Origin of the sequence: Azospirillum sp. RU38E, assembly GCF_900188385.1 — a bacterium.
Taxonomy (GTDB): Bacteria; Pseudomonadota; Alphaproteobacteria; order Azospirillales; family Azospirillaceae; genus Niveispirillum.
In genome coordinates this window covers 162,887-184,762 of record NZ_FZOI01000002.1, presented here as the reverse complement: position 1 = coordinate 184,762, position 21,876 = coordinate 162,887, and the positions used below count along the sequence as shown (strand labels likewise).

At 64.6% G+C, this 21,876-nt stretch carries 18 protein-coding genes; 13 read left to right on the top strand and 5 right to left on the bottom strand.

All coding sequences use genetic code 11. From position 1 onward, the window contains the following. Window positions 1-11: 11 nt before the first annotated feature. Window positions 12-824 carry an alpha/beta hydrolase gene (locus tag CHB97_RS06070; protein ID WP_143270742.1) on the bottom strand — a complete coding sequence of 271 codons (813 nt, stop codon included), beginning with the start codon at window positions 822-824 and terminating at the stop codon, window positions 12-14. Between the two features lie 138 nt (window positions 825-962). Beyond that, the gene (locus CHB97_RS06065) at window positions 963-1,562 is read right to left on the bottom strand and encodes a TetR/AcrR family transcriptional regulator (RefSeq protein WP_089287070.1); all 600 of its coding nucleotides are present in this window, start codon (window positions 1,560-1,562) and stop codon (window positions 963-965) included. Window positions 1,563-1,689: 127 nt separating this feature from the next. Here CHB97_RS06065 and CHB97_RS06060 point away from each other — a divergent pair, with 127 nt between their 5' ends. From CHB97_RS06060 to CHB97_RS06020, 9 genes are all read left to right on the top strand, one after another. Continuing rightward, the gene (locus CHB97_RS06060; protein ID WP_089287069.1) at window positions 1,690-2,070 is read left to right on the top strand and encodes a Crp/Fnr family transcriptional regulator; all 381 of its coding nucleotides are present in this window, start codon (window positions 1,690-1,692) and stop codon (window positions 2,068-2,070) included. A gap of 114 nt (window positions 2,071-2,184) precedes the next feature. Beyond that, a complete protein-coding gene (locus CHB97_RS06055; RefSeq protein WP_089287068.1) occupies window positions 2,185-3,234 on the top strand; it encodes an aromatic ring-hydroxylating dioxygenase subunit alpha in 1,050 nt (349 codons plus the stop codon). A gap of 88 nt (window positions 3,235-3,322) precedes the next feature. Continuing rightward, window positions 3,323-4,057, top strand: a complete 735-nt coding sequence (locus CHB97_RS06050; protein ID WP_089287067.1) for a GntR family transcriptional regulator — start codon at window positions 3,323-3,325, stop codon at window positions 4,055-4,057. A gap of 34 nt (window positions 4,058-4,091) precedes the next feature. Further along, entirely contained in the window at window positions 4,092-5,066 is a 975-nt protein-coding gene (locus CHB97_RS06045; protein WP_089287066.1) for a PDR/VanB family oxidoreductase, read from the top strand. A gap of 225 nt (window positions 5,067-5,291) precedes the next feature. Next, on the top strand, window positions 5,292-8,033 hold the full coding sequence (locus CHB97_RS06040; protein WP_089287065.1) for a TonB-dependent receptor: 2,742 nt from the start codon (window positions 5,292-5,294) through the stop codon (window positions 8,031-8,033). A 201-nt stretch (window positions 8,034-8,234) separates the two neighbouring features. Further along, entirely contained in the window at window positions 8,235-8,747 is a 513-nt protein-coding gene (locus CHB97_RS06035) for an RNA polymerase sigma factor (RefSeq protein ID WP_160105607.1), read from the top strand. Further along, the gene (locus CHB97_RS06030) at window positions 8,744-9,733 is read left to right on the top strand and encodes a FecR domain-containing protein (RefSeq protein WP_089287063.1); all 990 of its coding nucleotides are present in this window, start codon (window positions 8,744-8,746) and stop codon (window positions 9,731-9,733) included. Before CHB97_RS06035 ends, CHB97_RS06030 begins: the two co-directional genes overlap by 4 nt. Further along, complete coding sequence (locus CHB97_RS06025) at window positions 9,714-12,710, top strand: TonB-dependent receptor (protein WP_089287062.1); 2,997 nt, start codon at window positions 9,714-9,716, stop codon at window positions 12,708-12,710. Before CHB97_RS06030 ends, CHB97_RS06025 begins: the two co-directional genes overlap by 20 nt. A gap of 34 nt (window positions 12,711-12,744) precedes the next feature. After that, the gene (locus tag CHB97_RS06020) at window positions 12,745-13,971 is read left to right on the top strand and encodes a histidine-type phosphatase (RefSeq protein WP_089287061.1); all 1,227 of its coding nucleotides are present in this window, start codon (window positions 12,745-12,747) and stop codon (window positions 13,969-13,971) included. A 7-nt stretch (window positions 13,972-13,978) separates the two neighbouring features. Here the strand turns inward: CHB97_RS06020 and CHB97_RS06015 are convergent, their stop codons facing one another. Next, on the bottom strand, window positions 13,979-14,848 hold the full coding sequence (locus tag CHB97_RS06015; RefSeq protein WP_089287060.1) for a LysR substrate-binding domain-containing protein: 870 nt from the start codon (window positions 14,846-14,848) through the stop codon (window positions 13,979-13,981). A 150-nt stretch (window positions 14,849-14,998) separates the two neighbouring features. Here CHB97_RS06015 and CHB97_RS06010 point away from each other — a divergent pair, with 150 nt between their 5' ends. Genes CHB97_RS06010 through CHB97_RS06000 form a run of 3 tightly spaced genes read left to right on the top strand, consistent with a single transcriptional unit; the run spans window position 14,999 to window position 18,869 of the window. Further along, entirely contained in the window at window positions 14,999-16,036 is a 1,038-nt protein-coding gene (locus CHB97_RS06010; protein WP_089287059.1) for a putative 2-aminoethylphosphonate ABC transporter substrate-binding protein, read from the top strand. Then, complete coding sequence (locus tag CHB97_RS06005) at window positions 16,033-17,169, top strand: ABC transporter ATP-binding protein (protein WP_089287058.1); 1,137 nt, start codon at window positions 16,033-16,035, stop codon at window positions 17,167-17,169. The genes CHB97_RS06010 and CHB97_RS06005 overlap by 4 nt, the downstream gene beginning before the upstream one ends. Before the next feature lie 2 nt (window positions 17,170-17,171). After that, window positions 17,172-18,869: a putative 2-aminoethylphosphonate ABC transporter permease subunit gene (locus CHB97_RS06000; protein ID WP_089287057.1), complete on the top strand. Its 1,698-nt coding sequence runs from the start codon at window positions 17,172-17,174 to the stop codon at window positions 18,867-18,869. Between the two features lie 18 nt (window positions 18,870-18,887). On the opposite strand, the gene CHB97_RS05995 is transcribed toward CHB97_RS06000, so the two are convergent. After that, window positions 18,888-19,763 (bottom strand): ATP-binding protein, encoded by an 876-nt coding sequence (locus CHB97_RS05995; RefSeq protein ID WP_244559423.1) that lies wholly within the window; start codon window positions 19,761-19,763, stop codon window positions 18,888-18,890. Window positions 19,764-19,951: 188 nt separating this feature from the next. Further along, entirely contained in the window at window positions 19,952-20,698 is a 747-nt protein-coding gene (locus CHB97_RS05990) for a response regulator (protein ID WP_200819854.1), read from the bottom strand. A gap of 128 nt (window positions 20,699-20,826) precedes the next feature. On the opposite strand from CHB97_RS05990, the gene CHB97_RS05985 reads away from it, so the two are divergent. Beyond that, window positions 20,827-21,873: an efflux RND transporter periplasmic adaptor subunit gene (locus CHB97_RS05985; protein WP_089287054.1), complete on the top strand. Its 1,047-nt coding sequence runs from the start codon at window positions 20,827-20,829 to the stop codon at window positions 21,871-21,873. Window positions 21,874-21,876 lie beyond the last annotated feature (3 nt).

The following is a 21,876-nucleotide window of genomic DNA, read 5'->3' as shown; positions in this document are numbered from 1 at the left end:
TCAAAAACAGCTTAGCCCAAATCGGCGTGTCGGTCGACGCTGCCCTGCCCGTCAAAGGCGAAACGGATGATCAGGTCGGCTACAGCCCGATCCGCCAACAGCCGGCGATGGCCCAACCCATCCACCAGATGCCGGCGCATTCCTGGCCAGAAGGCTGCCAGATGCAGCGCATCGGCGACCGGGGCCACCCGGTCGTCACTGCTATGGATCAGCAAGCCAAGCACAGTCCCCACCGGCGGATGCAGGGTCAGCCCATGCAGCGGCTGCCCCAAGGCCTGATCGATCCGCTGCAACATGGCAGCCTGCTCCGTCTCTGTCAGGTGGAGAACCTGGGCAATCTGCTGCACCGGCCAGCGGACATCCGCCATCGGGGCCAGTAAGGCCACGCGGCCGGGCTGAAACCCGTCCGCCATGGCGGCAACCATGGCGCTGGCCCCCAACCCATGGCCGATGGCCAGATCAACCGGCCCCCCTGCCGCTTTGGCCACGGCCTTGACGGCGGCAGCCATGGCAAGCACATGGCAGATATCGCCGCCACTGCGCCCATGGGCCGGTGCGTCGAAGGCCACCACCCGCGCGCCGGCATCGGTCAGCGCGATGATCAGCGGCATCATGTCCTGTATTTGCCCTTCCCAATCATGGGCCAGCAGGATCAGGGGGGCCACCACCCGCTCCGCCCCCCAGAGCCGGGCATTCAGGTGGGGAACCATGCCCGGCACCGCCAGCACCATTCCACCCGCCGGTTCTGGCAGGGCCGGCGGGGCGACATGCCGTTCGGGCACCAGATAAAGATCCGCAGCCCGCTCCGCCCGCGAAAGAGGCATCAGCCAATCCGGCAAATGGGGCAGTGCCGACCATAAATTAAACCGATCGTTCGTGCTTTTTTTGGAGTAAAAACTCACACGGGCCATGATTGTCCCCCATTTCCCTGATGAGCGTCTGCAACGCCCGTTGAACCCGAATTACGCCCCAACCGGTCGGCTGCGCTCAATCAACTGATTGATGGCCGTCCGCACCCAAGCCTCCGCCCGTGGATCTTTCAGCAGGCGATAGGTTTGGGTGAAACCGAAGCACAGCGAAATCCCCTCAAACGCGAACTGTTCCACATCCAGGTCGGCGCGCAGATGGCCTTCATCCACAGCGCGCTTCACCGCCCCGGTCACCAGATGGCGCAAATCCTCCTGATGGCGGATGATCATGTCGCGCAAGGGGCCGGGCCTGTCGTCAAACTCAATCGATGCGGCCTGGATCGGACAGCCGCCGGGCAGAACCGGGGCCAGCGTCCAGGCGATCCAATTCTCAAACAGGCCCAGCACGCGCGGCAACCCGCGCGGCAAAGCCATGGCCGGGCGCACCACCGTATCGGCATACAGCTCCGCCGCCCGCCCCAGCACGGCGGCCTGCAACATCTCCTTGCTGCCGAAATGCGCGAACAGCCCGCTTTTCGACATGCCCAGCCGTTCCGCCAGCGTGCCGATGGTCAGGCCGGTCAACCCGTCCGTGCTGGTCATGGCCAGCGCTTCGTCCAGGATGGTGGCGCGTGTGCGTTCCCCTTTGCTCATGGGGAAAATAATACGAACGGTCGTGCTATTGTCAATCCCCTACGCCCAACATGGCAGCCTATAGCCAAATGCCGGTGTCGGGCGTAATGATGACGCAGCCGTTAATCTTTGCGGGAGCGCCTTGCCCATGTCCGCCGCGTTCGAACGCCGTACCTTCGCACCCGGTGAGATGATCTTCAAGGAAGGCGATCCAGGCGACAGCCTTTATGTGGTGGAAAAGGGCCGGGTGCGCATCTGGCGGGGGGAGATTGAGCATCCCACCATCATCGGATCGGTCGATGAAAAGGGTGTGTTCGGCGAAATGGCCATTTTCGACCGCAAGCCCCGCATGGCCAATGCCTCAGCCGAGCTGGAGTCGGTACTGATGCGGATGCCGGCCAGCGTGCTGCGCGAAAGCCTTTATGGCGCCGACCCGCTGCTGCGCCAGCTGGTGCAGCTGCTGATCGACAATATCCGCACCATGGCCAAACGGCTGGATGAGCTGGAAGCTAATGCGCAGTTGCCGTGATCACCGCCCTTTGATTTCTGCCGGGTGAATATATCAGCCTGAAAATCATCTCTCGACTCATGCCCCGGAAAGCTGTATACAGTTATGAATAATAACATACACCCAGGGAGAGTTATGATGACGGGCTTCCCCCTTAACGCCTGGTATGTCGCCGCCTATGATGTGGAATTGGGGCGCAGCCTGCTGGCGCGCACCATCTGCAACAAGCAGGTGGTGATGTATCGCAAGCTGGATGGCACCGCTGTGGCCCTGGCTGATGCCTGCTGGCACCGTTTATTGCCGCTGTCGCTGGGCCGGCTGGAGGAAGACCGGGTGGTCTGCGGCTATCACGGGCTGAAATTTGATGATACCGGGCGGTGTGTATACATGCCGTCGCAAGAGACCATCAACCCGTCGGCCTGCGTGAAAAGCTATCCGCTGGTGGAACGCTATCGCTTCCTGTGGATCTGGCCGGGCGATCCGGCCCTGGCCGACCCGGACCTGATCCCCGATATCCATTGGGCCACCGATCCCGCCTGGGCCGGCGACGGTAAGGTGATCCATGCCAAGTGCGATTACCGGCTGGTGGTGGATAATCTGATGGATCTGACGCACGAAACCTTCGTGCATAGCAGCTCCATCGGCAATCAGGCCGTGGCAGAGGCGCCCTTCACCGCGACCCATAGCGAGAAGACGGCCACCATCACCCGCTGGATGATCGATATTGATGCGCCGCCCTTCTGGGCTGAGAATCTGGGCCAGAAGGAACATGTAGACCGCTGGCAGATCATCAATTTCACCGCCCCTTCCACCATCATCATTGAAGTCGGCGTGGCCCCCACCGGCACGGGCGCACCGGAAGGTGACCGCAGCAAGGGGGTGGATGGCCGTGTCATCAACTGCCTGACGCCGGAAACCGACAAGACCTGCCATTATTTCTGGGCCTTCGCCCGCAATTTCGACATTCACAACCAGGCCCGCACGCACAAGATCCGTGAAGGCGTGTCCGGCATCTTCCGCGAAGATGAACGCATTCTGGAAGCCCAGCAGCGGGCCATTGATGATAATCCGGGCCATGTCTTCTACAATCTCAACATCGATGCCGGCTCCATGTGGGCGCGCCGGCTGATCGACAAGATGATTGCGGCGGAGGCCCGGCCCGCCGTGTCGCTGGCGGCCGAATGAGAAGATATCCAGGGGCATTCTTGATGCCCCTGGATATTTGGCGGCGACCGGCGACTGACCTGGAACAAGAACCGGACAGGAACCCAGCATGAGCTACAACAAGGACGCGGCGCAGACGGTGCGGGCCCTGGCCGGCATCCGGGATTTGATCCTGCGCGGGGCGGTGGAACCGGGGGAACGCCTGTCCGAGCCGGGGCTGGCGGAAAAGCTGGGTATCTCCCGCACGCCCATCCGCGCCGCCCTTGCCCGGCTGGAACAGGAAGGGCTGCTGGAACGGGTGCCGGCAGGGGGGCATATTCCCCGCCGCTTTACCCTGGACGAGGCGATTGACGCCATTGAGCTGCGCGGCGTGCTGGAAGGCACGGCCGCCCGGCTGGCCGCTGAACGCGGGGTGGAGCCGCGGCGGATGCTGGCCATAAACCGGGTGCTGGATGCCATTGATCTGGTGGTGGCCCAGAACCCGTCCGACCCGTCGATGGAACGCTATATCGCCTTGAATGAGGAATTCCACGAGCTGCTCTCCGGCCTGTCCGGCAGCATCACCATCGAGCGGGAGATTGAGCGGATCACCCGCCTGCCCTTCGCCTCCCCCAGCGCCTTTCTGGAAAAGCTGGGGGCGGAACCGGTGGTGCCGCATTCGCTGGTGCTGGCCCAGGCCCAGCACCGGGCGATGGTGGAGGCGATCAGCCTGCGCGAAGGGGCGCGGGCGGAATCCGTGGCGCGAGAACATGCGCGGCTGGCCCGCCGCAATCTGGAAACCGTGATGCAAGGGGGCAGTGAGGCATTGCGCCGCTTCCCGGCGCTGGCGCTGGTCGCCGGCTGACGCTGCCCCCGCATGATACAGGGAGGGAACGATAATGAAGAATGACATCACCTGGCTGGATGCGCGGGTCACCCGCGTTGACGATATTGCGGAAGGCATCCGCCGTTTTGAATTTGCCGCCCCGGTGGTGCTGCCGGCATTCGACCCCGGCTCCCACATCGCCATCCGGGTGGCGATTGAAAATGGCCACGCCCTGCGCACCTATAGCTGTCTGCCCGATGCCGCCCCCGGCCATGTGGCGGTGGCGGTGAAGCTGCATCCGCACAGCCGGGGCGGCTCACGCTTCATGTTCACGCTTAAGCCGGGTGATGCGGTGCGCATCAGCACGCCGGAAAACCGCTTTGATCTGTCCTGGCGGGCCACTGACTATCTGCTGATGGCGGGTGGTATCGGCGTCACCCCGATTTACGGCATGGCGCTGGCCCTGGCCGCGCGCGGGGCCAGGCTGCGCATGGCCTATGGCGGGCAGAGCCTGGGGGCCATGCCCTTCCTGGAACCGCTGCGCGCGGCGCTGGGGGACAGGCTCTCCGTCCATGCGCAGGACCAGGGCGCCATGGTGGATATGGCGGGCGAAATCGCCAAGCTGCCCCCCGACGGGGAGCTTTATATCTGTGGTCCGCTGCCCATGCTGGAGGCGGCGAAGAAGGCCTGGACCGCCGCCGGCCGCCCGATCAGCCGCCTGCGCTTTGAAGTGTTCGGCGATACCGGCCGCTTCACCGAAACCCCCTTCCAGGTGGCGGTGAAGGGCTATGACCTGACCGTCACCGTCCCGCCCGACCAGTCGCTGCTGGATGCGCTGATGGAAGCGGGCGTGGCCATGATCCATGATTGCAAGCGGGGGGAATGCGGCCTCTGCGCCGTGGAGGTGCTGGACCATGACCAGCCCATCGACCACCGTGACGTTTTCCTGGGCGAGGAGGAAAAGCACGAAGGCAAGCGCATGTGCGCCTGCGTTTCCCGCATCGCCGGGGGCCATGCGGTGATTGATACCGGCTATCGTCCGGCTTGAGTTGAATGAACGGGTTGGCGGTCGGCAGGGGGCGTATCAGCCCCTGGCCGACCGCCGGTTATTCTTTATGGAAGACAGCATATCTGAAGATGTCATTTTCGTTACACCTTGATTTGATTTAAGAAAGTTATGTGACACGCGGTTATTGCGGTGCGGGATGCGTCTTGGCTGATGAGGGGTGGTGACATCCCTCCAAACCCAAGTACGGAGCCTTTGAGGATCATCATGCATCGCCCCGCCCTGAAATCGGTGCTGCTGGCCACCGCCGTCGCGCTTGCCCCTTTCGCCGCCGCCCATGCGGATGAACCCCTTGTCCTGGAAGAGATCCTGGTCGTCGCCACCCGCTATCAGGCGAGCGACGCGCAGATGCAGTCCAAGAACAGCGTCGCCATCCTCTCCAACGAGGATCTGGAACATACCGCTGTGCACAATGTGGCCGAAGCACTGGGCCTGCTGCCGGGCGTGACGGTGGTGAATACCGGCCAGTCCTTCTTCGGCGGCATTGATGGTGCGGCCCGTGGTGAAGGCATGTTCGCCGCCGTGCGCGGCATGAACAGCGAATATAATGTCAACATGATCAACGGCATCACCGTGGCCCAGGGGATGCCCTACAGCCGCGGCGTGAAGCTGAGCCTGCTGCCGCCGTCGGGCCTGCACACCATTGCGCTGAACAAGACCTCCACCCCCGACATGGATGGCGATGCCATCGGCGGCACCATCGATTTCCGCACCCCCACGGCCTATGATTTCAAGCAGGATGTCCATGCCAGCATGACCGTCTCCGGTCGCATGGAAAGCCGGGCGCGTGATTATGGCGATAGCGGCCTGGGCGGCGGCACCGCCGGCGACCTGGCCTTCAAATTCGGCCAGGATGACCAGTTCGGCGTCTATGTCAGCGCCTATTACGACAAGCGCAACTATGCCAACAGCCAGATGGCCGGCGCCATGGCGGCCCGCAGCGATGGTGGCTGGGCCTATGCGCTGACCGGTGATGCCGGCGGCTCCAACAGCGCGCCGGGCCTGGACCCGCTGTCCAACGTGGTGCAGACGGGCGTGAATATCGGGGTGTCGAACGGCAGCACCGCGCGTTACGGCGGCAACCTGTCGCTGGACTGGCGTCCGGATGAGACGCTGCAGGCCTATTTCCGCGCCTCTTACGCCTTCGCCAAGACGGTACAGAACAGCACCTTCAGCCAGATTGTCAGCACCAACAAGGGCCGGATCAAGCAGCCCAGCGGGCTCTACGGCCTGGATATCCAGAAGTTCCGCACCTCCATCTGGTATGAAACCAACCCGGAAAAGGCCGATCTGTCGACCTTCCAGTTGGGGGCAGAAAAGAAGATCGGCGCCTGGACAATCTCCCCGCAGCTTTTCTACAGCATGGGCAATAATAACCGCCCGGACCATCTGGAAGGCTCAGCCCGCAACGACCAGTACAGCTCTAACGACCGCTGGAACTATGGCGGCGGCGTTTCCATGGGGTATGAGAATAACTTCCCCATCCCGCTGCTGACGCCGGAAATGTTCAATGCGCTGGATAATGCCGGCACCGCGCTCTATGCCCGCCGCGCCGGTCAGCTGACCTCCCAGGCCAGCGGCCAGGACAAGCGCGGCGGCAAGATCGACGTGCAGCATGATTTCGATGAAGGCAGCCTGCAATTCGTCAAGTTCGGCGCCAAATATATCGACAGCCAGCGCAAGGTGACCAACCGCGACTGGACCAACGACCATTTCTCCAATCTGGTTGGCGGCCGTCCCACCTGGGCCAGCCTGGGCATTGCCAATGGCAGCTATGACGAGATTTTCCCCGGCAAATATGGCTGGTCGGTGCCGAAAATCGATCACGAGCGGATGTTGGAACTGTTCCGCAAGTACCAGAACGCCGCCAGCTTTGACAGTTGCGGCGGTGGCCGCCCCTATGTCGACAATATGAACTGCAACACCCAGAAGGGCCGCGAAGCCGTCAGCTCCGCCTATGTCATGGGCCAGTGGCAGCTGGGCGATCTGGAACTGATCCCCGGCCTGCGCTTTGAACATACCGAGATCAAGAACACCTTCTGGCAACTGCCGGCCAGCAGCAGCGTCGGCGGCAACTGGGCCAAGACCGACACCATTTATAATGAATGGCTGCCCAGCATCCACGCCAACTGGCGCCCGGATGACAGCAGCGTTTACCGCGCGGCGGTCTGGACCTCCTACACCCGTCCGGCCTTTGTGCAGTTGGCCGGTGGTGCGCGCTATGACCTGTCGGATGATGGCGTCACCACCATCACCATGGGTAACCCGGACCTGAAGCCGATCCGTTCGCTGAACGCCGATCTGTCGGGTGAATGGCGCAGCGATTGGGGCGGCTACGCCTCCTTCGGCGGCTATTACAAGCACCTGTCGGATTATCTCTACGAGAACGGCTCCGACGGCGTGAATGCGGCGCTGGGTGGCAGCGGCCGTACCCGTACCTTGACGCCGCAGAATGGCGGCAAGGGCGATGTCTATGGCCTGGAATTGACGCTGCGGCAGAAGTTCAAGGATCTGCCGGCCCCGTTTGACGGTTTCGGCATCGGCGGCAATCTCACCCGTCAATGGACGTCGGTGGACCTGGGCAATGATACGGTGGGCCGCAACCAGCGTATCCAGAACGCCCCGGAATGGCTGGCCAATGCCCAGCTGTTCTATGAATATGAAGGCTTCACCTTCGACGTCATCTATAATTACACCGGCAGCTACGTCTCCGTTTACAACTACCTGAACCAGCCGGGCACCTGGGACAATCTCTGGGTCCGCCCGACCACCCGCCTGGACCTGCATACCGGTTACCAGTTCGAAGGCGGTTTCAGCGTCGATCTCTCCGTCTCCAACCTGCTGGGCGACTACACCTATTGGTCGCATGTGGGCAAGAACAGTCTGGCGATCTCCGACGTGGTGGATAGCGGCACCACCAGCCTGCTGACTGTCAAATACACGTACTGAGGCTCGTTGTTCGATGGCCGGCTCCCAATACCGGGGCCGGCCATTTTCCCTGATCGCCCGGTGCCTTGTGTGGGTGACACACCCGCCTTGCGCCGACGGAGAGCTGCCATGTCCGCCACCGTCATCAAACTGCAACCCACATCCGCTAGGACCACACACGCCAATATGCATGGCCGCAAGGCCCAGGCTGGATGCGGAAGAATGGCGGAAAAATCCCGAACCCTGGCGGATGCCGAGCATCAATCGATGCTGCGGGCCTATTTCACCCGCCAGATCGGTGGCGGCAGTGATGTTGAAGATTATGTACAGGATGTTTTCGTCCGGGTGCTGAGTGCCGCCCCGGCCGAACGCGTTGGCAATTGGCGCGGCTTTCTGCTGCGTGTCGCCTCCAGCCTGCTGGTGGACCGGTTCCGGCGCGACCGCGCCCGCCTGCGCGACCAGCATCAGGAATTGGAAGAAGCCGGCGAGTTGATCGACGATCAGGCGATCAGCCCCGAACAGGCGCTGATCGGCCGTGAGAATCTGGAACGTCTGGAAGAGGCGTTGAAGCAGGTTGATCCCATTGCCCGCAATGTGTTCCTGCTGGTGCGTGTTGATGGAATGCGCCACCGTGACGTGGCGGAACGGCTGGGCATGGATACGCGGACAGTAACAAGGCTGGTTGACCGCACGCTGGTGCATCTGGGCCGTCATCTGGCGGAGACAGAACAGTGATCACGGGCGAACCGGAACAACGAATTTTGGATCAGGCCGCGGAATGGATGCGGTTGTCGGCATCCGGCAAGTTGGGCCCCGATCAGCAGGCCGCCTTGAAGGCATGGCTGCAGGCCAGCCCCGACCATGTGGCGGCGATGGATATCGTGTCGCGCGCCTGGATCGCATCCGGTGCCATCAATGACCAGGGCCGGATGCGCCCGGACATGCTGCGCGCCCGCAATTTCCGCATCGCCCGCAGCAGCAGCACCGGCCGTTCCTGGCGGGGGCCGCTGCTGGCCGGGTTCGGCATGGGGGCGGCCTGTCTGCTGGCGGTGATCGGCTGGCAGGGAGCGGTGACAGAGGCCGATTATGCCAGTGGCCCCGGCGAGGGGCACAGTATCATGCTGGCAGACGGCACCTTGGTGCGGCTGGATGCCGGCACCAGGCTGCATGTGCGCATCGATCCCCTGTCCCGTCAGGTGACCCTGCATCAGGGGGAAGCCGAATTCGATGTGGTGCATGAGAAGCTGCGCCCCTTCACGGTCGCTGCCCGCGGTCTGGTCGTGCATGATCTGGGGACGCGCTTCACCGTCCGCCACCGGGCAGACAAGGTGCGGGTCGTGCTGCTGGAAGGGGCAGCCGATGTGCGCGATGCCCAGAATGGCCGCGTGCTGACGGTGCTGAAACCGGGCCAGCAGGTGGAAAGCCAGGCCCAAGGCGCGCCGTTGCGGCTGACTGCCGCCAATCTGGGCCGGGTGCTGGCCTGGCGGGACCGGCAGGCCGTGTTTGAGGATACGCCCCTGACCGAGGCACTAGCGGAGGTGGAAGCCCGCACCGGCGTGCGGATGCGGCTGGCCGATCCCGCCCTGTCAGGGCTGAAAGTCAGCGGGGTTTTCCACACCGCTGATATCAGCGGCTTCCTGAACGCCCTGACCCTGCTGCATCCACTATCCTGGCGCCAGACAGCGCCGGGGGAGTATCAGCTTGAGCCGCGCCGGCGCTGATCCCCGCCCTGGCCGCACGGTGGCGGCCATCGCGCTGGGGGCCGCCTTGCTGGCGGCGGGTGCGGCCCCTGCCGCACCGGGGTCGCAGCAGCGCAACCTGTCGGATGCGTTGCTCTCCCTGGCCCGGCAATCAGGGCGCAATCTGCTGTTCCAGGGTGCCGCCCTGCCCCCGCGCGCGGCCCCTTCCATCCCGGACGGCACCAGCTTTCGGGCGGCCCTGGATCTGCTGCTGGCCGGCACCGGCCTGATCTATCGTGAACAGCCGGATGGCACCATCGTCATCCTGCCAGCCCCTGCCAGCCGCCCCACCCCACCCCCGCCCCGACCGCCGGAACCGACAGAGGAAATCCTGGTGATGGGACAGCGCCTGCAGGACCGGTTTGCCGCCGAACTGCGCGCCCCCCTGCCCGTGCATATCCTGCCGGCGGCGGATTTCAACCGGGCGGCCGACCGCAACATGGCGGAACTGCTGGGCCGCCTGCCCGGCGTCAATGTGATGATGACCTCCCTGCAAGGTGATCTGGGCGGCATCGACCGGGCTGCCCGGGCGGAAGGCCAGTCCATCGCCATCAGGGGGCTGGGCGGTGCCTACAGCCAGTTGCTGATGGATGGCATCAATATCGCCCAGAGCCTGCCCTATAGCCGGGATGTGCAACTGAGCCTGCTGCCCCCCTTCGGGCCGGACGCGTTGCATCTGGAAACCGCCCTGACGGCGGACAAGGATGGGGATGCCATCGGCGGCATCATCGATTTCCGCAGCGCCAGCGCCTTTGATCTGGGGGCAGAGCGCACCCGTATCAGCCTGCGCGGCAACTGGACGACACGGACGGGGGATTATCACCTGTCCGGCGCTGGTGGCGGGGGCGAGGTGGAATGGTCCCGGCTGTTCGGGCGGGATAATGCGCTCGGGCTGGTGCTGCGCGCCCATGCCGACAGCCGCCCGTTTGCCAGCCGGCAGCAGACCTATCAGAGCGGCCAGTTCGATTATGCCATCACCGATGCGGCCGGCCATAATCCGGCCGGCATGGATGCGGGCGAAAACCTGCTGGCCACCTCCTTGAATGCGCAATTTGTGCGCGGGCGCACCAAGCGGGGCGGTGCCGCGGCAGCACTGGACTGGCGGCCCGATGCCCCCTATAGCGCCTTCCTGCGCGCCGGCTGGAACCGCGCCGATACCGAACAGGATGTCTATCAGGTGGGGTTCCAGGGCGGGCGGGATGCCAGCTTCACCCGCCGCATCCCGCTGGACAACGGCCTGTACCAGACACAGAGCGTCAAGAACCAGCTGCATTACTGGTTCCAGACCAACCCGGACGAGGCGGAACTGCTGACCTTGCATGGCGGCGGCGAAATCAGGGCCGGGGCGCTGACCCTGCGCCCCTACCTGTTCCACAGCTGGGGCCGCAATGACAAGCCGCGCCATATCGAGGTGTCGTTCTGGAACAATCGCGGCACCACGGTGGATGAAGGGCTGGTGATGGCTGACCGGGGCGGCTATCCGGTGCCGCTGCTGGGGCCGAAGATGCAGGCACTGCTGGCCGGTGCCGACGCGGTGCCTGCCTCCAACCTGGGCGAATATACCAGCCTGACCAGCCGGCAGCGCAAGGATGGCGGCGGGCTGGACCTGGAGACGGGGACAGACGGCATGAAGCTGCAAGCCGGCCTGAAGCTGGTGCGCAGTGACAACAGCGTCACCCGCCGTAACCAGCGCCCGCAGAATAGCGGCGGCAGCGCCGCCCTGCCGCCCGGCACCCGCATGGGCGATCTGACAGCGCTGGGCCTGTCCGATGGCACCTGGGTGACGGTGGCCAAGGGGCTTTATGATTATCAGGTGCCGCTGATCGATCAGGGGCTGCTGCTGGAACGCTTTCGCGCCAATGCCGGTGACTTCGTCTGGACCCCGGACGATTATAACGGCAACAGCATGAGCGGTCAGGAAACCGTCAGTGCCGCCTATCTGCAGGGTGATCTGCAGCGTGGTCCCTGGCAGCTATTGCCCGGCCTGCGGGTGGAACGGGCGGAAATCAATACACGCTACTGGCTGTCGGGGAACCAGGGGGTGCCGGCGGGCGGCATTGCCTATGGCTGGAACCGGGGCGAAAGCCGCTATAAAGCCTGGCTGCCGCGCCTGCTGGTGAATTACACGCCGGATGAGGATCAGCGTTACCGGCTGGCCATCTGGACCGGGCAGGTGCGCCCCGCGCTTTATCAGCTTTCCGGCAGTGCCACGGCCAGCCGCGACGCCAATGGCACGATTACCCTTATCCAGGGTAATCCCGATCTGAAAGCGGTGTCGGCGCTGAATATCGATCTGGGCGGGGAATGGCGCTGGCCGGGTGGCCATGCCGGCCTGTCGCTCTATCACAAGCGCTTGCGGCATTATCTTTATGATGCCGGTGCCAATTACAATGGCCTCGCCGACGGGGGGGGAGCAAGCCTTCCCATCGTCAAGCCCTTCAATGGCGGCACGGCGCGGCTGTGGGGGGCGGAGCTGGCGGCGGCACAGGAACTGGATTTCCTGCCTGATCCGTTCAACGCCCTGGTGCTGGAAACCAGCCTGAACAGCCAGCACAGCCGGGTACGCCTGAACATGCCAGACCTCGCCCCGGTGGAACGGCTGCAATATGCGCCCAACTGGCAGGTCAATAGCCGCCTGCGCTATGCGGCGGACGATTGGTCCCTGTCCGTCAGTTACAGTTGGTCGGATGCCTATATCCAGAAATACGGGCTGCACGGGCTTTCCGGCAGCGGCAGCCGGATGAATGGCAGCGCCCTGGATGTCTGGGTCCAGCCGTCGCAGCGGCTGGACCTGCAGGGCGACTGGCAGGTGTCGCCGGGCGCCACCCTGGAATTCTCCATCCGCAATCTGCTGAACGACCTCGCCTATCGCGCCACCATCGGCCGGCAGAGCAATGCCGTGCCGGAAACCATTGCCAGCGGTCGCAGCGCCCAAATGGTGCTGCGGCTGGAATTCTGATCCCCTTTCCACCAGCTTTAAGGAAACCCGCGTCTTGAAACGCCTTGTCCTGGCCTTGCTGGCCACCCTTATTGCCGCCCCTGCCCTGGCCGCTGCCGATCCGGCACCGGGGCCGGGCTGGAAACTGGAACGGTCGGTGCTGCTGCTGCGCCATGGGCTGCGCACGCCGCTGGAAACCGAAGCCGCCATCACCGGGCTGAACGAACAGCCGCTGCCAGCCTGGAAGGAACCGCCCAGCCTGCTGACCGCCCATGGTGTGGCGGCAACCCGATTGCTGGGCAGCTATCTGCGCGGTTGGGCCGCCAATGGCCAAATCCTGCCGGCCGCCGGCTGCCCGGCGGATGGGGTGGTCGATATCTGGACCAACAGCGCCGCCCGCACCATCAGCACGGGGGAGGCGCTGGCCGACGGTCTGGCCCCCGGCTGCAAGGTCAAGGTTTCCCATCTGGAGCCCGGCACCCGTGACCCGCTGTTCAGCCCGCCCAATGAGATGACGGGCTTCACCCCCGAAGCGGCCATTGCCGCCATCCGGGCGGAAAAGGGCGATCCGCAGGGCATCACCGCCCCCTACAAGGCGGAAATCGCCCTGATGGAAAAGGCGCTGGGCTGCGACCGCCGCAACCCGCCTTGTGATATTGCCGGCACCAAAGCCACTCTGTCGCTATCGGCCGATGGCAAGGGCATTGATCTGCTGGGGCCGATCTATATCACGTCGGGCACGGCACAGGTCTTCCTGCTGCAGTATCTGGAAGGGATGCCGATGAAGGATGTGGCCTGGGGCAAGCTCGACGCCACGGAACTGGCCCGGATATCCCGCCTTCACGCCCTGCTGTTCGAGGTCTATGCACGGCCGCATTACATGGCCCGCCACACGGCTTTCAAGATGGCGCCGCGCGTGCTGGACGCCCTGTCGGCGGACAAGGGGCCGGCCCTGACCCTGCTGATCGGGCATGACAATAATGTCGCCGCCCTGTCCAGCCTGCTGGATGTACATTTCCAGGTGGATGGCTATGGCCAGGATGATCCGCCCATCGGCGGCGGCCTGCGCTTTGAACGCTGGCGTGATCCGGCCGGTGCCGTCTGGGTGCGGCTGGCCTATGTGGCGCAGACGCCTGACCAGATCCGCCACCTGACCCCGCTGTCGGTGGCCCAGCCGCCTTTTACGGAAATCCTGCCCATTCCCGGCTGCGCCGATACGGGGGATTTCTGCCGGCTGGACCGGTTCAACGCCCTGATCAACCAGGCCCTGGCGAAATCCTGATCGGCGATCACGCCCCCGCCATCGCCTCCCCCACCGCCAGAAAGGCGCGGACAATGCCCAGGCGGCTGCGGTCACGCAGGCACAGGACATATTCGTCCAGATCAATCCGCAGCCCCTGCAGCGGTCGCAGCACCATGTCGCTGTCGCCGCTGAATTCCGTCTTGCAGATGAAGGCCAGCCCCATGCCGGCCTTCACGGCCGCCAGTTGTGCCTCGCGGGAAGCGATTTCGATGGTGTCGGTCAGCACCAGTTCGGCTTCCGCCAGCACCCGTTCCACTACACGGCGGGTCATGGAACCCGGTTCCCGCACCAGCACCCGTTCCTTGGTCAGCTCCACCGGGTCCACATGGTCACAGGCGGCCAGCCGGTGACTGGCCGGCATCATCACCATCACCTGATCCCGCCCCAGCGGCAGCCCGGTCAGGCGCGGGTCGATGGTGGGGCTGGCCAGCACCGCCACATCCAGCCGCATCTCCAGCAGATCGCGGCGGATGGTTTCCGCATTCCCCAGCGACAGGCGCAGCTTCACACCGGGATGCCGGCGGGTGAATTCCGCCACCAGCGGGATGGCCAGCACCGGCCCGTCGGCCCCCACATTCAGCGTTCCGCCCGTCAGGGCCCGGTGACCGGACAGCAGTTCCAGCGCCTCCTGCTCCGCCGCGAACAGCCGGTGGGTAATCTCCTGCAAGGCTTGCCCGGCCTGGGTCAGTGTCACGCCGCGCCGTTCCCGCAGGAACAGCATGATGCCATAGCGTTCCTCCAGCGCCTTCACCTCTGCCGACAGGGTGGGCTGGGAAATGGCCAGCGCCCGGGCCGCCAGGGTGAAGCTTCCTTCCCGCGCCACCCAGTGAAAGGCCCGCAACTGTGTATGAAGCATGACCACTCCTATAGATTTTATCTATATCTGCCATTGATACGATGGATTTCCAATATAGTTCCCCCGCCTTCATGGTGCGGCCGGAATGGTCTGCCCGTCGCCAAAACGGCTCCCCGTCCCTGATCTGCTTCGTCCTTTGAGGATGCCCCCATGCGCCTCCGCCGCCTTTCCATCCTGCCGCTCGCCCTTGTCGCCCTGGCCATGGGGTTGGCAGCGCCGGCCAGCCGGGCGCAGGAAAAGACCAGCCTGACCGTCTATACCGGGTTGGAGGCTGATCAGTTGAAGGCCTACAAGGCGGCTTTCGAGGCGGCAAACCCCAGCGTGGAAATCCGCTGGGTGCGTGACAGCAACGGCGTCATCATCGCCCGGCTGCTGGCGGAAAAGGCAGCCCCCAAGGCCGATGTGGTGATGGGGGTGACCGCCACCTCCCTGATGCTGATGGACCAGGAAGGCATGTTGGAACCCTATGCGCCGGCTGGTCTGGCGCAGGTGAAGCCGGCCCTGCGCGACAGCCGGCCGCAACCCACCTGGGTCGGCATGGATGTGCTGAGTTCAGCCTTATGTGTCAGCAAGGTGGAACGGGAAAAGCTGGGGCTGGCCCTGCCCACCCGCTGGACCGACCTGACCGATCCGGCCTGGAAGGGCCGCATCACCATGCCCAACCCCGCCTCCTCCGGTACCGGCTTCCTGATGGTCAGCGCCTGGCTGCAGATGATGGGGGAAGAAAAGGGCTGGGCTTTCATGGATGCGCTGGACCGCAACATTGCCAGCTATTCCCATTCGGGTTCCAAACCCTGCAAGCAGGCAGCGACCGGAGAATTTGCCATCGGTCTGTCCTTTGAATATCGCGCCAGCAAGCTGATCGAACAGGGGGCACCGCTGGAACTGGTGCTGCCGGCGGAGGGGCTGGGCTGGGACATGGAAGCTGTCGGTATCGTCAAAGGCACGCCCAAGCTGGCGGCGGCCCGTACCCTGCTGGATTGGGCAGTCACCCCGGAGGCCAACGCGCTCTATGCGCAGAACTTCGCCATCGTCGCCCGGCCGGAGGTACAGCCCAAGGTGCCGCATATCCCGGCCGATCTGGAAAGCCGGCTGGTGAAGCAGGATTTCGCCTGGGCCGCCGCCAACCGCGACCGCATTCTAGCCGAATGGTCGCGCCGTTATGATGCCAAATCGGAAGCGAAATGATCCCTGGTTCTATTGCTGCCAACACCGCACCGGCCCATCTGGTCCTGTCGGGGGTCGGCCATCGTTTCGGTTCTTTCACAGCCCTGGCGGGCGTTGATCTGACGGTGCGGCGGGGGGAATTTGTCACCTTGCTGGGGCCGTCCGGTTCCGGCAAGACGACGCTGCTGCGCGCCATTGCCGGGCTGGCCCCGCCGACGGAAGGCAGCATCCGGCAGGATGGGGCCGATGTCACCGCCGTGCCGGTGGAACGGCGGGATGTCGGGATCGTCTTCCAATCCTATGCGCTGTTCCCCACCCTCAGCGTGGCGGACAATATCACCTATGGGCTGCGCGCCCTGTCGCGTGCGGCCCGGCGGGACCGGCTGGATGCCATGCTGACCCTGATCGGCCTGACCGCCCATGCCGGCAAATATCCCGGCCAGTTGTCGGGCGGCCAGCAGCAGCGCGTGGCGCTGGCCCGCGCCCTGGCCCCCGGTCCCGGCCTGCTGCTGCTGGATGAACCGCTGTCGGCCCTGGATGCGGAGGTGCGGCGCGATCTGCGCGGGGAACTGCGCCGCCTGCAGCGCCAGCTGGGCATCACCACGCTGATGGTCACCCATGACCAGGAAGAGGCGCTGACCCTGTCCGACCGGATCATGGTGCTGAGCCAGGGAAAGGTGGAACAGGTCGGCAGCCCGGTTGACCTGTATGACCGGCCGGCCAGCCTGTTCGTCGCCGGTTTCATCGGCGCGATGAACCGGTTGCCGCTGACAAGCGCGCCGGATGGTTCCCTGCTCCTCGGGCCCTGGCCGCTGCCAGGGCTGGAACTGGGTAACAACCAGCCGGGGCAGGCCCCCGTGCTCTGCCTGCGGCCGGAATGGCTGGGGCTGGATGATGCCGCGCTGGACCGGCCACAGATCGATGATGGCCATCTCTGCCTGCCCGGCCGGGTGACCGACAGCGAATATCGCGGTGCCCAGATCATGGTGCAACTGGCATTGGATGCGCCGGAACTGGCGGGCCTGTCGCTGACCAGCTTGCAACCGGCCTGGGCTGGTGCAGTCGCCGGTGGGGACTTGGCCCCGGGTCGCCGGCTCCGGCTGCGATTGCCTTTGGGCCGGCTGCGCTTGTTCGCCGATGGGGTCGCCGCGTGACCATGCCCCAAGCCCTATACCGGCCCCGCCTTGCCGGGCTGACGCGGGCGACCATTTCACTGCTGGCCATCACCCCCAGCCTGCTGTTCCTGCTGCTGGCCCTGGCCTTGCCGCTGGCCGCCCTGCTGTCGCAGGCGCTGCATGATCGGGCGGGGCATTTTGTCGGGCTGGCCAATCTGCGCGACTATCTGGCCAACCCGTCGCTGCTGGCCGCCCTGGGCAACAGCCTGATCCTGTCGCTGGTCAGCGCCGGCATCACTGTCACCCTGGCCTTTCTTTATGCCTATGGGCTGACGCGGACCCGGATGCCGGGGCGCGGCCTGTTCGCACTGATCGCGCAATTGCCCTTGCTGGCGCCGTCGCTGCTGCCCGGCATCGCCCTGATCTATCTGTTCGGTAATCAGGGCATACTGAAGGGGGCGCTGGGCGGGCACAGCATCTATGGCCCCATCGGGATCGTGCTGGGGGAGGTGTTCTGGACCTTTCCCCATGCCCTGCTGATCCTCACCGCTGCGCTGTCGCTGGCTGACGCGCGGCTGTATGAGGCGGCGCGCGCCTTAAAGGCGGGGCCATGGCGGCGCTTTGCCACCATTACCCTGCCATCGGTACGCCCAGGTCTGATCTCTGCCTTCGTCGCCGTCTTTGCCATGGTCATCACCGATTTCGGCGTGCCCAAGGTGATTGGCGGGCAAATGCCCCTGCTCTCCACCGACATTTACCGGCAGGTGATCGGCCAGCAGAATTTCCAGCGCGGGGCCGTGGTGGCCCTGCTGCTGCTGCTGCCGGCCCTGCTGGCCTTCCTGATCGACCGGGCAATGGCGGCGCGGCCAGGCGCCGCCTTGGGGGGTAAGGCGGTGGCGCTGGTGGCAGAACGCAACCGCGCGGTCGATACCGTTTTCCTGATCTTCTGCGCTGCCGTGGCCGGCTGCCTGCTGCTGATCCCGGTAACGGCCCTGTTCGCCTCCCTGGTCAGGCTGTGGCCTTATGACCTGACCTTGGACCTGTGGCATTATCAGTTCGACATGGCGGACAGCAGCGGCTGGGAAGCCTATGGCAATTCCGTGAAACTGGCGGCTTTCACCGCCCTGTGCGGCACGTTGGTGATTTTCCCCGGTGCCTGGCTGGTGGTGAAGGGCCGGGCGGCGGCGGCGATGCGCCAGGGCATCCATGCGCTGGCGCTGCTGCCCCTGGCCGTGCCGGGGCTGGTGCTGGGGCTGGGCTATGTGTTTTTCCTGGCCGATCCGGACAATCCACTGCGGATGCTGCAGGGCACGCTGGCACTGCTGGTGATCTGCACCATCGCCCATTATTACAGCGTGCCACACCTGTCCGCGATGACCGCCCTACGCCGGCTGGACCCGGAGCTGGAGGAAGCCGGCCGGGCGCTGAAAGTATCGCCCGCCGTGACACTGCGCCGTGTCACCCTGCCGCTGACGCTGCCGGTGGTGCTGGACATGGCCTCCTACCTTTTCCTCAGCGCCCTGACGACGGTATCAGCCGTTGTCTTTCTCTATGATCCCGACACAAGTCTGGCAGCCTTGGCGGTGCTGGCCATGGATGATGCCGGCGATACCGCCCCGGCCGCCGCCATGGCAATGCTGATCTTCGCCACCGGCGCCGTGGCCCGCATCGGCTGGGCCCTGGCGACAGCCGGGCTTCGGCGGCGAACAGCGCGTTGGCAGACACGGAAGGACGGTTGAAACGGGCGGCGCGGACGGTCACCCCGGCAAGGTAAGGTCAAAGATCGTGCCGCCCTGGCCGGATGGCAGGCAGCGCACATCGCCACCATGGGCGCGGGCAATGGCGCGCACCACGGCCAGCCCCAGCCCGCTGCCCTGCCCGGACCGGGATTTCTGGCCCCGGTGAAAAGCATCAAACACGCTTTCCCGGAACGCCGCCGGAATGCCCGGCCCCGCATCCTCCACCTGCAAATGGTAGAGACCATGGCGGCGGAAGGACCGGATATGCAGCGGTCCGGATTCGGCATGATTGATGGCATTGTCCAGCAGGGCCATCAGGGCCTGACGGATGCGCACAGGGTCGCACACCACCTCATCCGCCGCCATTTCCAGCACCGGCACCAGCCCGACGCTGCGGAGATTGGGCTCCAGCGTTCCCACTGCATCGCGCAGGCTGGCGGCCAGATCGCATTGTTCCAGCTGGATATCCAGCCGTCCGCTCTCCCCCAGCCCCAGCACGCGCAGATCCTCCACCAGCCGGGCCAACCCTTCCACCTGGCTCAACAAGCCCGCCAGCAGGGCGGGTGTGGGCTGGAAAACCCCTTCGGTCATGCCCTGCAGCCGGCCGCGCAGCACCGTCACCGGCGTGCGCAGCTCATGCGCGATGGCGGCGTTCCAGAAAGCCCGGTCCTTCGCCATGCTTTCCATCTGTTCGGCCAGATTATTGAAGTCCAGCACCAGCCGCGTGGCTTCCCCCATCGGGCTGCCCTCCATGCTGGCGCGGGCGGAAAGATCGCCCTCTGCCACCCGGCGCAGGCTGGCCGCCACGGAATTCAATGGTGCCAGGATGCGCCGGGCCAGTTTCACCGCAACGCCCGTCGCCAAGATCAGCGCGGCCAGCAGGGTGCTGGCCATCCAGATGATCTCTACCGGGTTGGGAACAATGTCATCGGAAATACTGGAAGGAAAATATGTATAAAAATATGCATAAAAAGCATAAGAACCCAGGATAACAAGCAGTACCACACTGGTTGCGACGGCTGCCATCGACAGGATGATTTGACGTCGCAAGCCAGAGCCCTTTGGAGGCGCGATCCTTGGCGTCATACATCACCCAGTCGGTAACCGACGCCCCGGACATTTGTCGGCACGCCCGCAATACCTTGTGCCTCCAGCTTTTTGCGCAGCTTACTCAGATGGCTGTCCACCGTCCGTTCCAGCGCCTCGCCTTCCGGCAGGCAGGCCTCCAGCAGTTCCATGCGGGTAAAGACCCGCTTCGGCATCCGGGCCAGATGCACCAGCAGCCGATATTCGGTCAGGGTCAGATCCAGGGGCAGGCTGTCGCCATCGGCTGTTTCGATCAGCGCTTGATGACCTTCCAGGTCGATGCGCAGGGGGCCGAAGCGCAGGACGCGCTGGGAACGGCCGCCACCCTCCCCGCTACAGCGCCGCAGCACGGCCTGGACGCGTGCCACCACCTCCGCCGGGTTAAACGGCTTGACAACATAATCATCCGCCCCGATGCGCAAGCCCATCAGCTTGTCGATATCCTGGTCGAGCGCGGTCAGCATGATGACGGGGGTATTGCCGCGATGGCGGATTTCGGCCAGCACCTGCCAGCCATCCAGCCGCGGCAACTGCACATCCAGCAACACCAGATCGGGGCGCAGGGTCAGATGCAGGTCCAGGGCCCGCCGGCCATCCTCGGCGCGGACCACCCGCAGCCCTGCCCGTTCCAGATAGGCGGTCAGGATATCGGCAATCTCCGGTTCATCTTCGGTGACAAGGATCAGCGCCTCGCCCGGCCGCCCCCGGCCGGGTGTCGCCGCTTCGTCATGCGCATCCAGCATCATCATGCTTTTTCGCCATCTCCATCATTTCTCCACACACCCTCGATTAAAACACAACGCTCCTCTCAGACTTTCCCGGCGAGCGCCAGTCGGCCGTCATCGCATCAATCGCGAGGCAAACAGAGAATATGTACCGTAAATTGGCAATAACCGCTCTGTTGTTGGGCGGGGCAGCCTCTCTGGGTTTCTTGGTCCTGCACAAGGGGACGAAAACCCATGCCGAAGTCGCCAATAAGGAGATTCTGAGCGTCACGGTGACCAGTCCCCATACACAGACAATCATCGACCATACCGGCGTTGCCGGCACATTGGTGCCGCGGGAAGAGACCACGGTGATGGCCGAGCTTACCAATGTCCGCATTCTGGATGTGTCGGCCGAGGTGGGCGATCACGTCAAGAAGGGCGATCCGCTGGCCGTGCTGGATACTGAAGGCCTGCGCCTGCAACTGGCGCAGATGGAGGCGGATTACGCCAAGGCCCGCGATGAGGCGACGCGGACCCTCTCCATCAAGGATACCGGCGCTGTCAGCGAAAGCCTGATCATGGAAAAGCGCAGCGCCCTGGCCACGATGAAGGCCAAGGTGGAGGAGGCCAAACTGGCCATCCGGCGCGCCACCGTGCACGCGCCCACCGGTGGGGTGGTGTTCGAACGCCGGGCCCTGGTGGGGGGGATCGCCAACGCGACCGATCCGCTGTTTCGTATTGCACGCGATGGTGAAATCGAAGCCGAACTGCGCGTGCCCGAAGGCCAGGCCAACCGTGTGAAGCCGGCCAGCAATGTGCATCTGACGGTCCCTGGCGTGCAGGGTTCCCTGCTGGGGTCCGTGCGGCTGGTATCGCCGCGCATTGATGCATCCGACCGTGCCGCCGCTGTACGTGTGACCGTCCCCAGCGCCCAGGGGCTGATGGTGGGCGGATTCGTCCATGGCGATATTGAACTGAACCCGGTGACGGCCCTGGCCTTACCGGCCACGGCCATTCAGCGCGATGGCGAGGGTGCCTTTGTCTGGGAGGTGGATGCCAGCAACCATGTCGTCCGCCATCCCGTCACGCCCCTGCTGCAACGGGATGGTATGGCCCTGGTCGAAGGGGTCACGCCCGATCTGCGGGTGGTGCAACGCGCGGGAACGCTGATCCGCGCGGGTGATTTCGTGAAGACGGTGGAGGCACGCTGAGCC

Bases quoted from the DNA above. Each gene is read 5' to 3' on its own strand.
- CHB97_RS06070 (WP_143270742.1), bottom strand. From the start codon at position 824: ATGCCTCTTTCGCGGGCGGAGCGGGCTGCGGATCTTTATCTGGTGCCC.
- CHB97_RS06065 (WP_089287070.1), bottom strand. From the start codon at position 1,562: ATGAGCAAAGGGGAACGCACACGCGCCACCATCCTGGACGAAGCGCTG.
- CHB97_RS06060 (WP_089287069.1), top strand. From the start codon at position 1,690: ATGTCCGCCGCGTTCGAACGCCGTACCTTCGCACCCGGTGAGATGATC.
- CHB97_RS06055 (WP_089287068.1), top strand. From the start codon at position 2,185: ATGATGACGGGCTTCCCCCTTAACGCCTGGTATGTCGCCGCCTATGAT.
- CHB97_RS06050 (WP_089287067.1), top strand. From the start codon at position 3,323: ATGAGCTACAACAAGGACGCGGCGCAGACGGTGCGGGCCCTGGCCGGC.
- CHB97_RS06045 (WP_089287066.1), top strand. From the start codon at position 4,092: ATGAAGAATGACATCACCTGGCTGGATGCGCGGGTCACCCGCGTTGAC.
- CHB97_RS06040 (WP_089287065.1), top strand. From the start codon at position 5,292: ATGCATCGCCCCGCCCTGAAATCGGTGCTGCTGGCCACCGCCGTCGCG.
- CHB97_RS06035 (WP_160105607.1), top strand. From the start codon at position 8,235: ATGGCGGAAAAATCCCGAACCCTGGCGGATGCCGAGCATCAATCGATG.
- CHB97_RS06015 (WP_089287060.1), bottom strand. From the start codon at position 14,848: ATGCTTCATACACAGTTGCGGGCCTTTCACTGGGTGGCGCGGGAAGGA.
- CHB97_RS06010 (WP_089287059.1), top strand. From the start codon at position 14,999: ATGCGCCTCCGCCGCCTTTCCATCCTGCCGCTCGCCCTTGTCGCCCTG.
- CHB97_RS06005 (WP_089287058.1), top strand. From the start codon at position 16,033: ATGATCCCTGGTTCTATTGCTGCCAACACCGCACCGGCCCATCTGGTC.
- CHB97_RS06000 (WP_089287057.1), top strand. From the start codon at position 17,172: ATGCCCCAAGCCCTATACCGGCCCCGCCTTGCCGGGCTGACGCGGGCG.
- CHB97_RS05995 (WP_244559423.1), bottom strand. From the start codon at position 19,763: ATGGCCAGCACCCTGCTGGCCGCGCTGATCTTGGCGACGGGCGTTGCG.
- CHB97_RS05990 (WP_200819854.1), bottom strand. From the start codon at position 20,698: ATGCTGGATGCGCATGACGAAGCGGCGACACCCGGCCGGGGGCGGCCG.
- CHB97_RS05985 (WP_089287054.1), top strand. From the start codon at position 20,827: ATGTACCGTAAATTGGCAATAACCGCTCTGTTGTTGGGCGGGGCAGCC.